Origin of the sequence: Metabacillus kandeliae, assembly GCF_021166585.1 — a bacterium.
Taxonomy (GTDB): Bacteria; Bacillota; Bacilli; order Bacillales; family Bacillaceae; genus Metabacillus_B; species Metabacillus_B kandeliae.
On record NZ_JAJOZE010000001.1, the window covers coordinates 1,072,284 to 1,086,666 of the forward strand.

Genomic DNA, 14,383 nt, shown 5'->3' on the forward strand with positions numbered 1-14,383 from the left:
TCCTAAATACTACTTTTAATTAAATATCCCTCTTATCATCAGTTAAGCAAAACTTTATCAATGCTGTTATACTTTTGGGGATCATTAATAAAAAGGTTGGCAAAACAGCAAACAAAAAACCCCCTTAACACCACTGGTGTCAAGGGGGTTCTTATTAATACATCGTAATATACTGTTCTCTTTCCCATGGGTGAACCTGCGTACGGAACATATCCCACTCGATTTCTTTCGCTTCAACGAAGTGCTCAAACAAATGTTCGCCAAGTGCTTTTACGATGACTTCATCAGACTTCAGGTTGTCAAGCGCAGCAGCAAGTGTTGCAGGCAAATCAACAATACCGTTTTCAAGTCTTTCTTCCTTCGTCATAACATAAATGTTGCGGTCGATCGGTTTTGGCGGAGTTAATTTATTCTTAATTCCATCCAGTCCTGCAGCAAGCAATACAGCCATGGCCATATAAGGGTTTGCAGCAGGGTCAACACTTCTTACTTCAACGCGCGTGCTTAATCCGCGGGAAGCCGGAATACGGATCAGCGGGCTTCTGTTTCTGGCAGACCATGCAACATAGCAAGGTGCTTCATATCCAGGCACAAGTCGTTTGAAGGAGTTGACAGTCGGGTTAGTAACAGCCGTAAAGTTTGTCGCATGCTTAATGATACCAGCAATAAAGTAACTTGCATCTTCACTTAGCTGAAGTTCTGCATTTTCATCGAAGAACGCGTTTTTGCTTCCTTTAAATAATGAAAGGTTGCAGTGCATGCCTGATCCGTTCACACCGAACAGCGGCTTAGGCATGAATGTTGCATGCAGGCCGTGTTTGCGGGCAATTGTTTTTACAACAAGCTTAAATGTTTGAATATCATCACATGCTCTTACTGCTCCGGCATATTTAAAATCAATTTCATGCTGTCCTGGAGCTACTTCATGATGGGATGCTTCAATTTCAAAGCCCATTTCTTCCAGTTCAAGCACAATGTCGCGGCGGCAATTTTCGCCAAGGTCTGTAGGAGCAAGGTCAAAGTATCCGCCTTTGTCATTCAGCTCCAGTGTCGGATCTCCGTTAACATCCAGTTTAAAAAGGAAAAATTCCGGTTCAGGCCCAAGATTGAAATCAGTAAAGCCAAGATCTTCCATTTCGGCAAGAATGCGCTTCAGGTTTGTTCTTGGGTCTCCTTCAAACGGCGTGCCGTCTGGATTGTAAATATCACAGATAAAGCGGGCAACTTTTCCTTTTTCAGACGTCCACGGGAAAATAACAAATGTTTCCAGGTCCGGGTAAAGGTACATGTCGGATTCTTCAATCCGGACAAAGCCTTCAATGGATGAACCGTCAAACATCATTTTGTTATCCAATGCTTTTCCTAGCTGGCTGACAGGAATTTCAACATTCTTAATCGTACCCAGGATATCCGTAAATTGCAGACGGATGTATTTTACATTGTTTTCTTCAACTTGCTTGATAATGTCTTCCCTTGTAAACTTTGGCATGAATCTTTTCCTCCCCAGTTCAGTAGACTGTATAGTTAAAAATCTTGCACACATGTTAATGGAAAAAGCGGGACATGTCTCCCTGATTCAGGGCTGTCCTTTGAAAGCGGCCGGCCTGGACAAGCTCTGTTCTTAACAGCTTGCGCAGCTCATCATCTGTAAGGTCCGGCTTTTCTGCTTTTTCTGCAGCTGTTTCTTCCCTTTCAGAAGGCGGGGAAGTTTTAATCAGTATTTGCTTTACCCCTGCCATATTAATCCCTTGTTCAATCAAACTTTTAATCTCCAGCAGCTTTTCAACGTCATTAAAGGAATATAAACGCCGATTCCCTTCCGTTCTTGCAGGCTGGACAAGGCTGTGCTCTTCATAGTAGCGGATTTGTCTGGCGGAAAGCTCTGTCAGCTGCATGACGATTCCTATTGGAAATAAAGGCATTGAGCGCCGAATTAAATCACTCATTCCTTTTTCCTCCTTTACTTGCTTATGCACATTATATTCCATGTCAGTATATGTGTCAAATACATGTGAGGAAATATGACATAAGACTCAATCTCCATTATTCCGCCTGTTCCGCTAAAGCAATAAAGCCTTTATCAATTAAAGCATCTATGCTTGAGCAAATGGCAATTTTAACATGAGAATAAGTCAGTCCTCCCTGAACAAATGCTATGTAAGGCGGACGAAGCGGACCGTCAGCTGACAGTTCAATGCTTGCTCCCTGAATAAACGTTCCTGCAGCCATGATGACATCATCTTCATAGCCAGGCATATAGCTTGGATAAGGCGTTACATGCGAATTGACAGGAGAAGCATATTGTATAGCCTGGCAGAATGCTACCATTTTATCCCTGTCGCCGAATTCAACCGACTGAATCAGATCCGTTCTCGCACTGTCCCAGGAAGGGCTTGTTTTCAGCCCGATTCTATCAAGCATCCGAGCAGTAAAAACGGCCCCTTTCAGTGCCTGGCCCGCCACATGAGGGGCGAGGAAAAATCCTTGATACATTTCCTGAAGACTGTACAAAGACGCACCAGCTTCCCTTCCAATGCCGGGTGATGTCATCCTGTAAGAGCAGGCTTCAACCAAATCCGCCCTTCCAGCAATGTATCCTCCTGTTTTCGCCAGTCCTCCTCCGGGATTTTTGATTAATGAGCCTGCAATGAGATCCGCTCCAATATGGCAGGGCTCCCGCTCTTCGATAAATTCCCCATAACAGTTATCAACAAACACAATCAGGTCGCTTCGAATAGATTTTACAAAATCGATCATTTCTTTAATCTCATTCACTGTAAAAGACGGCCGTGCAGCATACCCCTTTGACCGCTGAATACCAATCACCTTTGTCTTTTCCGAAATGGCCTGACGGACAGCTTCATAATGCACCTGTCCGTCAGACTTCAATTCAACTGTTTGATATCCGATGCCATATTCCTTCAGCGAGCCTGTTCCCTTTCCCCTGATGCCGACGATTTCTTCCAGCGTGTCATAAGGCTTTCCTGTAATGTAAATAAGTTCATCTCCAGGCCGGAGCACGCCGAACAGAGCGATAGAAATAGCATGCGTGCCAGAAATAATCTGCGGCCTGACAAGCGCAGCCTCGCCCCCGAATACTTCAGCGTACACGCTTTCAAGCGTGTCCCTTCCTATATCATCATATCCGTAGCCTGTAGATGGGATAAAGTGAGAGTCGCTTACTTTATGAGACCTGAAACTTTCGAGCACTCTGTACTGGTTGCTTTCAATTCTTCTGTCAATTTCCTGATGAATTTGCGAAATTTCTGTTTCTGTTTCTTCCGCCAGCTTTTTTATTAATCTTCCGTGCTTTAACTTGTTAAACATTGTCAGTTCCTTTCTCGATGTCTTTTCGGTACATATCAAGTACTGGGTGGTAAGGCCACGCGTACCCTTTTATCACGTACTTTTCCATTTCTTTATCAAATTCAAAGCTTTCAATGATCGCTTCTGTTCTTAATTTGGAAAGCATTCTCCCTTCTTCAGGAGGTATTTCAGCCATAAACGGCTTCATTAGATGCTTCAGTCTGTTTTCCATCTCCGTTTTAAGAAGAAGGATATCTTTTTCATCCAGCGCACTGACCTCTATATGCTTTTCTTTCGTTGATGGCGTAAAGTCAGGAAGCCTATTGTCCTTTTTATTATAAACAGCAAGTACAGGAATTTGGTCTGCTTCTAATTCATGGAGCAGGCTGTACACCGTGTTTTCATGGTTGGCATAATCCTCATTTGAGCTGTCTACTACATGAAAAATAAAATCAGCTTCCTTTACCTCCTCAAGCGTTGATCGGAATGCTGCGACGAGCGTTGTCGGCAAATCTTGGATAAAGCCGACTGTATCCGTAATCAGTACTGTGTATCCTGAAGGAAGCTTCATTTTTCTTGTCATCGGATCAAGTGTGGCAAAAAGCAAATTTTCTTCATAGCTGTCTGCCTGTGTTAATTTGTTAAACAACGTTGATTTCCCTGCGTTTGTATAGCCGACAAGCGCAGCCTGAAAAACATGATTCTTTTTCCTTCTTTCTCTATACCGCTCCCTGTGATGGACGATTAAATTCAGCTGGGCATTAATTTCGTGAATTCTTGTTCTGATATGCCGTCTGTCTGTTTCAAGCTGCGTTTCCCCCGGCCCTCTCGTTCCGATGCCGGCCCCTTGCCTTGAAAGGTTTATCCCCTGGCCTGCGAGACGGGGAAGAAGGTAATTCAGCTGGGCAAGCTCAACCTGCAGCTTCCCTTCTTTCGTTTTTGCTCTTTGAGCAAAAATATCCAGAATCAGCTGTGTGCGGTCTATTATCTTAACGCCAAGTATAGTGGAAAGATTCCGGATTTGGCTTGGTGAAAGTTCATCATTAAAAATGACCATGTCCGGATCAGTTTCTTCAATTAAATGAGACAATTCCTCTATTTTCCCTTTGCCTATATAGGCAGCAGGATGAATCCGCTCCCGTTTTTGACTAAGCTCAGCAAGCACCTTTCCCCTTGCTGTCTTAGTCAATGCAGCCAGTTCATCCATTGAGTTGCGGAAGCCTTCTTCGTCTGTTCCGGGAAGCTGGCACCCGACGAGGACAGCTTTTTCTATTCTATCTCGATTTTCAGGTGTTTCTTTCAAAAACCGATCCCTTCCTTTCCTTTAATAGAGCCAATAGTAGTCCTATCATATCAAAAAATTATATCTGCATCTAATTTTACAAGGGGCGTTTGACATTAATGGTTGATTTTATTCTCTTCAGAAGATAAAATCATACCGGCTGACTGCCGTCAAACAGCATTGGAGGTAAACAAATGACTTGGGATGTTCTAAGTGCAATCGGCACTGTTGCTTTTGCCATCAGCGGCGCAATAGTCGCGATGGAAGAAGATTACGATATACTCGGCATTTATATTCTTGGGATTGTAACAGCGTTTGGAGGAGGCGCTGTTCGGAATTTGCTTATTGGCGTTCCGATATCGGCCTTATGGAGCCAGGGGCTGCTGTTTCAAATAGCGCTACTTTCCATTACCTGCGTATTTTTGTTTCCGCAAATTCTGCTGAAGCACTGGAATACTTGGGGGAACTTTACTGATGCCATCGGCCTTTCCGCGTTCGCTATTCAGGGGGCCCTTTACGCGGTACATATGAACCATCCGCTGAGCGCTGTCGTTGTGGCGGCCGTTCTGACTGGAAGCGGAGGGGGAATCATTAGGGATATGCTCGCAGGACGGAAACCGCTCGTATTAAAATATGAAATTTATAATGTATGGGCAATACTAGGCGGATTTGCCATCGGCCTAAAACTGGCAAAAACTCCTCTTGAGCTGTACACCCTGTTCGTTCTGCTTGTCAGCTTTCGGATCCTTTCCTACAAATATAAATGGAAGCTTCCGACACGCTCGATTCAGCAGATGAAAAACGATCAGAAAGGGATGTAAAAAAGATAATCCCAAAAAGACAATAAAAGACACCTGAAAAGGTGTCTTTAGTCTTTTAATCCGCTCGTAGCAATTCCTTTGACAAACTGCTTTTGGAAAATAATGAACACGATCAGGACAGGAACCATTGTGATGACAGACATGGCCAACAGGCTTCCCCAGTCCACACGGAATTCTCCGATAAAATTGGCAATTGCCAGCTGAATGGTGTATTTGGAAGGATCACTGATGACAATCAGCGGCCAGATGTAATCGTCCCATCGCCACATGAAAGAAAAAATGGCCAGCACAGCAATGACAGGTTTTGCGATCGGAATGATAATGTTCCAGAAGATTCTCCACTCAGAGGCCCCGTCTATTCTGGCAGCTTCCAGCAAATCATCCGGTACAGTCAGCAAATACTGCCGTATCAGGAAAACGCCCATTGGCGTTGCCGCCGGCGGGATAATCAGCCCGAGAAGATTGTTGTAAAGCCCCAGTTTGCTAATAACTGTGAAGATCGGCGTCATGATTACTTCAAGAGGTATGGCCAGCGTTGAAAGGAATAAAAAAAGAATCAGCGCATCCCCTTTAAATCGGTATTTCGATAAGGCGTAGCCAGCCATTGTGTTAATAATCAGAGTTAAAACAGTCGCCGAAACCGTTACGACAAGACTGTTCCAGAAATAGAGGCCGAAATTTCCCTTTTGAAAGGCCATAAAAAAGTTTTCGAATGTAGGATTATTCGTGAAAAATTTTGGCGGCCAGCTGTAAAGGTCGATTGGACCTTTGAATGAAGAGAGCACAATCCAAATGACTGGCGAAATGATGATTAATGACATGACAGACAGGATTAAATATGTCGGCCACTTTGCTTTGACTGTCATTCGTAGCTCCCTCCTTTGGCCCATTTGTATTGAATCAGCGAGAAGACAGCAATAACAACAAACAAAATGACCGACATGGCGCTTGCATAGCCAACATCACTCTTAGTAAAGCCGTTCTCATAAATATACTGAACAATCAGCGTAGTTTCTTTAGCAGGTCCGCCGCCTGTTAAAGCGAATACAAGCGGGTAAGACTTTGCAGATTCCACAACGAGCAGCAGAAACACAAGAAGACTCGTCGGTTTCAGCAGCGGGAATGTAATCTTCCAGAATGTCTGCCATCTCCCTGCTCCGTCCAGCTGCGCAGCTTCATAATAGGAAGCAGGAATGCTCTGAAGCCCTGCAATAAAGATGACCATAAAGAAACCGAGTCTTGACCACACCGTCGCCATTACGATGGATGCTTTTGCAAAAAACGGATCAGACAGCCACTTTACGGCAGGCAGGTGGAAAGCTTCCAGCAAATAGGTTACAATGCCAAAGCTGTCGCCGAAGATCCATTTCCAGGTAAGGCCTACGATAATAAATGAAATCATGGTCGGCCAGTAAAATATAGCCCTGAAAAATCCTCTTCCTTTCAGCTCTTTTATGAGCAGCACTGCTGCAAAAAGAGAAACAGCAAATACGAGCGGGACAACCATTACAGCATATTGGATCGTATTAAGGAATACTTTCCAGAACTCTTCGCTCGCGAAAAGACGTGTGTAGTTTTCAAGCCCGATAAAGCTGAACTTAGATACCCCATTATAGTTTGTAAAAGAATAAACCAGGCCCATTATCGCAGGGATAATAATGAAAATTAAAAAGATTAAAAGATTAGGCAATACAAATAAGTAGGGAGCCCAAAAGCGTTTTCTTTTGTCCTTTTTAAGAGACTGGATTTTCGTACTTGACATGGACATCGTCTGCTTTTCGACCACCATCTTTCATCATCCTCCCGTCACGCATTGTTCTTTGCGGCAAACAAAATTACTGCTTGCTGTCTGCAGCTTTTTTATTTTTTTCAATCGTTTCGTTAAAAATTTTGGCAGCATCGTCCAGTGCTTCCTGAGGAGTTTGCTCATGCTTGACTGCCTTGGCTATAGCTGTAGTAAGATCGCCTGCATTCACACTCATGACGCTCTGATTGGCCCAGTCTCTTGTAGAAGAGGCTGAAACAGCATCCAATTCATCATTAAAGACTTTAAACAGCTGCGGATCCGCGTCATACTTTAAATTTTTATTATCTTTGCGGGGGCTCATAAAAAGTGATTCCTTCGTGTATTTTGCATTCACTTTTTGAGATGTCAGGTAGTTGATGAAATCTGCTGTCTCTTTTTCAACGCCTGTCCCCTTAAAACCCATAACATATTTGCCGCCAGGCACTGATCCGCGGGACGCTTCTTTCGGCAGATAGGTCACACCCCAGTCAAAATGGTGGATGTCCTTATAGCTTCCAAGCATCCAGTTCCCAGCAAGATGGGCGCCGACTGTACCGGAGCGGAACAGGTTATTTGGATTTTCTCCGCCAAGCCATACAGAATCCGGGGTCAGCCCTTCCTCATGCAGCTTCACAAACTCAGTCAGCGCCTGAACCCCTTCCTTGCTGTTGATCACAGATTTTGATAAGTCTTTATTGAAAATGCTGCCTCCATACTCATACAGCATCGTAGACCATCTGTGACCGGAAAAATCCGTTACAAGGCTGTATCTGGCGCCGCCTTTTTCTTTCACTTTTTTCAGTGCGTCTTCAAATTGCTCCCATGTCCATACATCATCTTTTGACTGAGGCACTGTTACGCCAGCCTTTTTAAACAGGGTTTTATTGTAATATAGGCAATTTACGGTTATATCCATCGGAGCGGCAACAATTTTGTCACCAATGATGTAAAAAGGCTTAATGGATTCGTCAAACTGGGAAGCGAATTTCTCCTTATCCCCGACATATGGTGTAAGATCAAGAGACTGATCAACAAATGCTCCCGTGTCGTTTATTCTGGTAAGAGCAGGCGGCTTTCCGCCAGCTACCATTGTTTTCAGCTTCGTTTTGATATCTTTGAATGCCACTTCAATGAGGTTAATTTCAATATTTGGGTGCTCTTTTTCGTAGTCCTTGATGATTCCCTTCATGACTTCCCCTTCATTTCCATCAGAGAACCACATAAAATCGAGCTTCACTTTTCCGCTGTCAGATTGACCGCAGCCGGAAAGCGCAAGCACAAGAACCAAGATAGCAAGCAGAATAATCCCTTTTTGTGCCAGTCCTCTCAATTTCTTTCCCCCTTTTGCCTTTTTCCAAGTTTGCAGCTGCTGCTTTAGCACCAGTGTTGGAAAATTCGAAATTTTCATCTTACATATGTATCCTTCATCAGTGACCTTATGCTATCCCCTTTACGGCATAAAACCCCCAATAATCTTATTTTCCCTTAATTTCGCAACATAAAACCTCTTTTTTTGAAAATATTATATTTTGCTAACATATGAGATACGGCCGTTATTTTCTGGTATATTTTCTTTCTATTTCCTGCCAATGTACCTCTTCTCAAAAAAAAATCCGCAAACAATGATTTGCGGATTTTTTAGGCAGAGCAGTTCAGAAAACTTTTCTTTCATTCCTTATACGCTGCTCTTGTTTTCAAAAGCGCTTCTTTTACCCAATAGGAAGCGCAGAGTGCTGAAACACTTCCGGAAAAAAAGAGCAAAGAAACCGGTTTATAAAGCATCAGCCAAAAAACCAGGATTAAGCTTGTTAAAAATCCCAGAGTATGCAGCGGCGCACGCAAGGAAAGGAAAAAAGCGTAGTAAGAGTAGTGCGGGCTTCCAGTCTTAATCAGCCGGAAGAGCGCAAACAAATAAATGGCTCCAGCCATGTACAGTCCTGCAGCAGCAGGCCAGAACAGGGATGCAGAAACAAGCCCTGTCCCTGTAAGAATATAATAGAGAATACTAAAGACAGCCGCACATAACCCAGTATAGATCCAGCCGGTCAGCTGGCTTTGCACGTATTCCTCTTTAAACTTTTGATAAAATTGCTTGTAAAGCGAATCAGGCTCATCCCCGTCCATCATTTTTCCGACAATGGCGGAGAGCGCTGCTGTTGCAGGGAAAAACCCGAACACCAGGAGTCCCCCTATAGAGAATACCAGCCATAAAAAATTTAAAAAGGCGAGTTTCATCACCCATTCGAAAAATATGTAAATTCCTTGTACAGCTCTGTTCATCCAGTCACCTTCCTATAGCAGCATTCCTGACTGGTACTCGTTCGCCAGCGAAGAAATTTTATTAACGTAATGTAATTATATCGATTTTATTATAATTAAAAAATTCTTTTTAAAAGAAAAAGTCAGAACCACTGGGGTCCTGACTTTTTCTTAAAACACGATATCGTTTGCCTTTATGGCAAGCAGCTCTTCCCTTGTATACCTGTCGCTGGTGAGCAGCCTCATTGCCTGCGTTCTGATCGACTTTTCAATAATATTCCGAATATACCGGCCGTTAGAGAATTTCGCCGGATGTGTTTCTGATTTTACAAGGATCAGATGCTCTGAAATTTTCCATTCTGCATCCTGGCTTAAGCTGTATTCCCGCTCTTTTATCATTCTTTTCGCAATGTCCATCAGCTGATCAACCGAGTAATCAGGAAAGTCGATCACGAGCGGAAATCTGGACTGCAAGCCTGGATTAATGGATAGGAATTGCTCCATTTCTCTTGAATAGCCCGCTAATATCAGAATAAACTCATGCTGTTTATCCTCCATGTGCTTGACAAGTGTATCAATGGCCTCTTTGCCAAAATCCTTTTCTCCGCCTCTGGCAAGGGAGTAGGCTTCATCTATAAATAATATGCCGCCGATGGAGCGCTTGATTAAATCTCTCGTCTTTTGCGCAGTGTGACCGATATACTCCCCGACAAGGTCCGCTCTTTCCGCTTCAATTAAATGGCCTTTAGACAGCACATTCATCTGATGAAAGAGCTTCCCGATCAGCCTTGCAACGGTTGTCTTTCCCGTTCCGGGGTTTCCTTTAAACATCATATGAAGCGCTTGCTTGCCAGCCTTCAGCCCCTGCTCTTCCCTTTTTTTATTCACATAAAGCCATGCGTATATTTCTTTCATTGTCTGCTTCATTTCTTCCATGCCGACAAGAGCATTCATTTCTTCTTCAATATTCTTTAATATCGCATGTTTTTCCTGAACCTGGGGGAGCGGCGCCATTATCTCAGCAGCTTCAATCTTATCTTGTTTAGGTTTTTTTTGCCCATTTAAAATAATATTAATTTGTCCGTTGTTTTTATAAGTCACTGCCTGATCCAAAGAGGTTCACCTCACGTTTCTCCTGATACTGTACACTGCTGGGTAGATTTCCGTGACAATTGCCTAACTGCTTCCCATTCTATATTTTTATGCTTATATACCGTATCTTTAATATGTATTCGTTAAATCATGCCGTACAACCATCCAAATAAGCCAATCGTACAGAAAAACCCTGCAGCTGTATTTCGCTGCAGGGTTCTATCGCTTTTTTTATTCTAATTCAAGCTGGATGTTCTTCTGCGGTGCAAAAGTTGAAATAGCATGTTTATAAATTAACTGTTGCTTACCTTCAGTTTCAAGCATTACGGTAAAGTTATCGAAGCCTTTAACAAGACCTCTGAGCTGGAAGCCGTTTAATAGGAATACTGTCACGAATGTCCCGTCTTTACGAAGCTGATTTAAAAACTGGTCCTGGATATTGATCGATTGTTTCATGTTTCGTCCTCCTCATTTCTCTATGTCATATAGATTCGATTAAAGTTTCAGCTTTCCTGCCGCATATGTAAAAATTTCAGCTTCCTTTTCCGCAGTATTGACGGGCGGAGTCATATCAAACCACTCTACATCCATCTTGTTGCGAAACCAGGTAAGCTGGCGTTTTGCATATCTTCTGGAGTTCTGCTTCAGTTCCTGCACTGCTTCCTGAAGCGGCACAGTCCCGTCTAAATAGCGGTAAAGCTCTTTATACCCGATGGCCTGGATAGACTGCACACCTTTTAGCCCGCTCTCATAAAGCCTGCTGACTTCATCGAGAAGCCCTTCCTCCATCATATGGTCCACTCTCTTGTTTATTCTTTCATAAAGGAGCTCCCTGTCAGCAGTCAAACCGATCAGCGCAGCATCATACTGCAGCACTTTTTTCTGTTTTTCAAGAAATTCAGTCATCGTTGAGCCTGTGCAATGGAATATTTCCAGTGCTCTGATTACTCTTCTGACGTTATTTGGATGAATTCTTGCAGCGGAAACAGGATCTTTCAGGGTGAGCTCTTCATGCAGAAAGGCTTCGCCAAACCTCTGCAAGTCCTCTTCTTTCTGCCTGCGGAAGACCTCATCTGAAGCCGTTTCTGTAAACTCATAATCATACAGTACAGATTGGATATAAAGGCCTGTCCCGCCCGCTATGATGGGGAGCTTTCCTTTGGCCGAAATTTCCTGTATGCAACCTCTGGCCAATTCTTGAAACTCTGCAGCGGAAAAGTCTTCGGAAGGATCTTTAATATCCAGCATGTAATGGGGAATGCCGTCCATTTCAGTTTTTTTGATCTTTGCGGTGCCGATGTCCATCCCTTTATAAACCTGCATGCTGTCACCGCTGATGATCTCTCCGTCCATCCGTTTTGCCAGTGCGATGCTCATCGCTGTTTTTCCGACAGCTGTCGGACCGATCACAGCGAGAAGCTTCTGTTTCGCGTTTGTCACATTTATCACTCTTTCGCTCATGCTTTTTTCCCTTTAACATTATAGCATGAAAGACAGCGGAATCCTTGATTCATTATAGCCACGACAAATAGCGCCTAAACATCTATGCCGACAGGATTTGAAGTGTTCCCTCCAAATGCATGTTTGTGCGTTTTCTGCGGCGTATAGCTGTATACCGCTCCTCCTCTTGCTCTCCCTTCTGGCGAGACATAATTGCGGTAGGTCACGCCGTATACTTCGTGATAATGGCTGCCATCAGCTCTTGGGATAGCCGGTCCTGTCTTGCCGTACAACCTGTGGTAATGCCCCTCGTCTAAGGTGGTCACACCTGAAAAGTAATGGAAATGTCCATCATAGGCATCACCGTTCGCCGGCTTTGTGATTTTGTTTATCACGTGAAAATGCCCTTCTGCTTCGAGCGTTTCCAGCATGCACCAATGAGAATGAGAGGCTTTGTACGGCGGAACAAAAATGCATTTCATCGGAGGACAGCCCCTTTACCCAAAGCTCCAGAATTCTCTTCACATCACCCGCTTGAACATTTTCTCCATTTCATATGTAGAATAATGAACAATGATCGGTCTGCCATGCGGACAAGTAAACGGATCTTCTGATTTTCGCAAGCTTTCCAAAAGAGAAAAGATTTCATCGCTGCGGAGATGCCTGTTGGCTTTGATGGAGCCTTTGCAGCTCATTAAAATCGCAGCCTCTTCTCTTAATTTTTTTATGTCTGTTTTTTTGCTGTCAAGCACCTGCTGAAGAATTTCTTCAATCACCTCTTTTTCTTCACCTTTTGGAAACCATTGAGGATGGGAGCGGATAATAAAGCTGTTTCCTCCAAAGGGCTCGAGGAATACACCGGCTTTTTCCAATTCGCCTGCATGCTCATTCAGAATGATGGCTTCATCCTGCGCGTAGTGAAGGGTCAGCGGAACAAGCATTTCCTGAACCTCCTGCGCCACTTCACCGACTTTGCTGCGGTAATATTCATATTTTATTCTTTCCTGTGCTGCATGCTGGTCAATAATATAGAGCCCATTTTCATTTTGGGCTAGAATATAGGTGCCGTGCATCTGGCCGATCGGATAGAGGGGAGGCACTCTGTATTCCTGTTTGCTTATTTGGCTATTCCCGCTGCTTAAAACAGTTTCTTCCTCAAAAAGAATCTCGTCATAATCCACTTCAGGCATAGCGGTCTTTGTTTCCTCCCGCTCTTCTTCCTTCCATTCTATGACTGGCGGAGCTTCTCTATTCAATTCATAAGAAGGCTGAGCAAAGGGCTTCTTTTCCTCCCTTATTTCAGACTTCTCCCTTGTTTCTGCATGTTCAAACAAAAGGGACTGCTGTTCTTCCTGCCGTTTCTCGGAACTTTTCTGCGGCGCTCCAGCCGGGATAAGAGACTGCTTCTGAAAAGCTTTTTTAATCCCTGCAGCCATTACTTCATAAAGCTCCTGCTCCTTGCTGATCCGCACTTCAAGCTTGGCAGGATGAACGTTAACATCCACAAGGATCGGATCCATAGTGATTTCCAAAAAAACAATCGGATAGCGGCCAATCGGCAAAAGAGTGTGATAGCCTTCCTGAATCGCTTTAACAAGCGGAAAGTTTTTTATGTAGCGTCCGTTCACAATAGTAGAAATATAGTTTCTAGAGGCTCTTGTGATTTCAGGAAGCGAGATATAGCCGCTGATGTCAAAATCCAGTGACTGAATGGAAATCGGGATCATTTTTTTAGCAATGGCGATCCCATATATCGCTGCGATGACCTGTCTTCTGTCCCCATTTCCGCTCGTATGAAGAAGCAGCTTCTCATTATGAAGCAGCCTGAAAGAAACCGAAGGATGGGCCATTGCAAGCCGGTTGACTGCGTCTGTAATGTTCCCGAGCTCTGTGTGAACAGATTTCATATATTTTAATCTTGCAGGGGTATTAAAAAATAGATTGGAAACCGTCAAATCTGTTCCTTTTCTTCCTGCAAACGGCTCATTTTCTTCCACATGGCCGCCTTTTAAAACAATGCGGGTGCCTGCATCATTTCCTGTTCCTGTTTTCAATTCCACATGTGACACAGACGCGATGCTTGGAAGAGCCTCCCCTCTAAAGCCAAGGGTTCTGATCCGGAATAAATCATTTTCATCTTTTATTTTGCTTGTTGCATGTCTGTGAAAACTTTCCAGTGCATCTTCAGGCTCCATGCCTTCCCCGTTGTCTATGACACGGATTTTTGAAAGGCCTGCTTCTTCAAGATGAATTTCAATGACTGTGCTGCCGGCATCAATGGCATTTTCAGCCAGTTCCTTTACAACAGAAGCCGGCCGTTCCACAACTTCACCTGCTGCAATTTTGTTGCTTAAATGATCGTCCAGCCGGACAATTTTCGGCATAAGGCCACATCCC

The 14,383-nt window shown here is 43.8% G+C and carries 14 protein-coding genes; 1 reads left to right on the forward strand and 13 read right to left on the reverse strand.

The features are described from left to right. Positions 1-154 precede the first annotated feature (154 nt). The 4 genes from glnA to hflX all read right to left on the reverse strand — a co-directional run bounded on the left by glnA (position 155) and on the right by hflX (position 4,609). Positions 155-1,489 (reverse strand): type I glutamate--ammonia ligase, encoded by a 1,335-nt coding sequence (glnA, locus tag LRR81_RS05485; RefSeq protein WP_231788266.1) that lies wholly within the window; start codon positions 1,487-1,489, stop codon positions 155-157. A 55-nt stretch (positions 1,490-1,544) separates the two neighbouring features. Beyond that, positions 1,545-1,946: a MerR family transcriptional regulator gene (locus tag LRR81_RS05490; RefSeq protein WP_231788267.1), complete on the reverse strand. Its 402-nt coding sequence runs from the start codon at positions 1,944-1,946 to the stop codon at positions 1,545-1,547. Positions 1,947-2,043: 97 nt separating this feature from the next. After that, positions 2,044-3,327 carry a methionine gamma-lyase family protein gene (locus LRR81_RS05495; protein WP_231788268.1) on the reverse strand — a complete coding sequence of 428 codons (1,284 nt, stop codon included), beginning with the start codon at positions 3,325-3,327 and terminating at the stop codon, positions 2,044-2,046. Then, positions 3,320-4,609: a GTPase HflX gene (hflX, locus tag LRR81_RS05500; RefSeq protein WP_231788269.1), complete on the reverse strand. Its 1,290-nt coding sequence runs from the start codon at positions 4,607-4,609 to the stop codon at positions 3,320-3,322. Before hflX ends, LRR81_RS05495 begins: the two co-directional genes overlap by 8 nt. Before the next feature lie 173 nt (positions 4,610-4,782). On the opposite strand from hflX, the gene LRR81_RS05505 reads away from it, so the two are divergent. Then, on the forward strand, positions 4,783-5,409 hold the full coding sequence (locus LRR81_RS05505; RefSeq protein WP_231788270.1) for a trimeric intracellular cation channel family protein: 627 nt from the start codon (positions 4,783-4,785) through the stop codon (positions 5,407-5,409). Positions 5,410-5,456: 47 nt separating this feature from the next. Here the strand turns inward: LRR81_RS05505 and LRR81_RS05510 are convergent, their stop codons facing one another. The 9 genes from LRR81_RS05510 to mutL form a co-directional block, all read right to left on the reverse strand. After that, positions 5,457-6,230 carry a carbohydrate ABC transporter permease gene (locus LRR81_RS05510; protein WP_408631588.1) on the reverse strand — a complete coding sequence of 258 codons (774 nt, stop codon included), beginning with the start codon at positions 6,228-6,230 and terminating at the stop codon, positions 5,457-5,459. Between the two features lie 41 nt (positions 6,231-6,271). After that, on the reverse strand, positions 6,272-7,198 hold the full coding sequence (locus LRR81_RS05515; protein WP_231788272.1) for a carbohydrate ABC transporter permease: 927 nt from the start codon (positions 7,196-7,198) through the stop codon (positions 6,272-6,274). Positions 7,199-7,244: 46 nt separating this feature from the next. Continuing rightward, positions 7,245-8,603, reverse strand: coding sequence for an ABC transporter substrate-binding protein (locus LRR81_RS05520; RefSeq protein ID WP_231788273.1), 1,359 nt, complete (start codon positions 8,601-8,603; stop codon positions 7,245-7,247). Between the two features lie 260 nt (positions 8,604-8,863). Beyond that, positions 8,864-9,475, reverse strand: coding sequence for a YesL family protein (locus LRR81_RS05525; RefSeq protein ID WP_231788274.1), 612 nt, complete (start codon positions 9,473-9,475; stop codon positions 8,864-8,866). Positions 9,476-9,625: 150 nt separating this feature from the next. After that, a complete protein-coding gene (gene spoVK, locus LRR81_RS05530; protein ID WP_231788275.1) occupies positions 9,626-10,567 on the reverse strand; it encodes a stage V sporulation protein K in 942 nt (313 codons plus the stop codon). 210 nt (positions 10,568-10,777) lie between these two features. After that, positions 10,778-11,002: an RNA chaperone Hfq gene (hfq, locus tag LRR81_RS05535; protein WP_231788276.1), complete on the reverse strand. Its 225-nt coding sequence runs from the start codon at positions 11,000-11,002 to the stop codon at positions 10,778-10,780. Between the two features lie 39 nt (positions 11,003-11,041). After that, on the reverse strand, positions 11,042-12,007 hold the full coding sequence (miaA, locus tag LRR81_RS05540) for a tRNA (adenosine(37)-N6)-dimethylallyltransferase MiaA (RefSeq protein ID WP_231788277.1): 966 nt from the start codon (positions 12,005-12,007) through the stop codon (positions 11,042-11,044). Between the two features lie 74 nt (positions 12,008-12,081). Further along, positions 12,082-12,468, reverse strand: a complete 387-nt coding sequence (locus LRR81_RS05545; RefSeq protein ID WP_231788278.1) for a YmaF family protein — start codon at positions 12,466-12,468, stop codon at positions 12,082-12,084. Between the two features lie 39 nt (positions 12,469-12,507). Further along, positions 12,508-14,370, reverse strand: a complete 1,863-nt coding sequence (mutL, locus tag LRR81_RS05550) for a DNA mismatch repair endonuclease MutL (RefSeq protein ID WP_231788279.1) — start codon at positions 14,368-14,370, stop codon at positions 12,508-12,510. Between the last annotated feature and the right edge of the window lie 13 nt (positions 14,371-14,383).

Excerpts from the sequence above, each read along its gene's own strand:
- glnA (WP_231788266.1), bottom strand. The coding sequence starts at position 1,489 with ATGCCAAAGTTTACAAGGGAAGACATTATCAAGCAAGTTGAAGAAAAC.
- LRR81_RS05490 (WP_231788267.1), bottom strand. The coding sequence starts at position 1,946 with ATGAGTGATTTAATTCGGCGCTCAATGCCTTTATTTCCAATAGGAATC.
- LRR81_RS05495 (WP_231788268.1), bottom strand. The coding sequence starts at position 3,327 with ATGTTTAACAAGTTAAAGCACGGAAGATTAATAAAAAAGCTGGCGGAA.
- LRR81_RS05505 (WP_231788270.1), top strand. The coding sequence starts at position 4,783 with ATGACTTGGGATGTTCTAAGTGCAATCGGCACTGTTGCTTTTGCCATC.
- LRR81_RS05510 (WP_408631588.1), bottom strand. The coding sequence starts at position 6,230 with ATGTCATTAATCATCATTTCGCCAGTCATTTGGATTGTGCTCTCTTCA.
- LRR81_RS05515 (WP_231788272.1), bottom strand. The coding sequence starts at position 7,198 with ATGGTGGTCGAAAAGCAGACGATGTCCATGTCAAGTACGAAAATCCAG.
- LRR81_RS05520 (WP_231788273.1), bottom strand. The coding sequence starts at position 8,603 with ATGAAAATTTCGAATTTTCCAACACTGGTGCTAAAGCAGCAGCTGCAA.
- LRR81_RS05525 (WP_231788274.1), bottom strand. The coding sequence starts at position 9,475 with ATGAACAGAGCTGTACAAGGAATTTACATATTTTTCGAATGGGTGATG.
- hfq (WP_231788276.1), bottom strand. The coding sequence starts at position 11,002 with ATGAAACAATCGATCAATATCCAGGACCAGTTTTTAAATCAGCTTCGT.
- miaA (WP_231788277.1), bottom strand. The coding sequence starts at position 12,007 with ATGAGCGAAAGAGTGATAAATGTGACAAACGCGAAACAGAAGCTTCTC.
- LRR81_RS05545 (WP_231788278.1), bottom strand. The coding sequence starts at position 12,468 with ATGAAATGCATTTTTGTTCCGCCGTACAAAGCCTCTCATTCTCATTGG.
- mutL (WP_231788279.1), bottom strand. The coding sequence starts at position 14,370 with ATGCCGAAAATTGTCCGGCTGGACGATCATTTAAGCAACAAAATTGCA.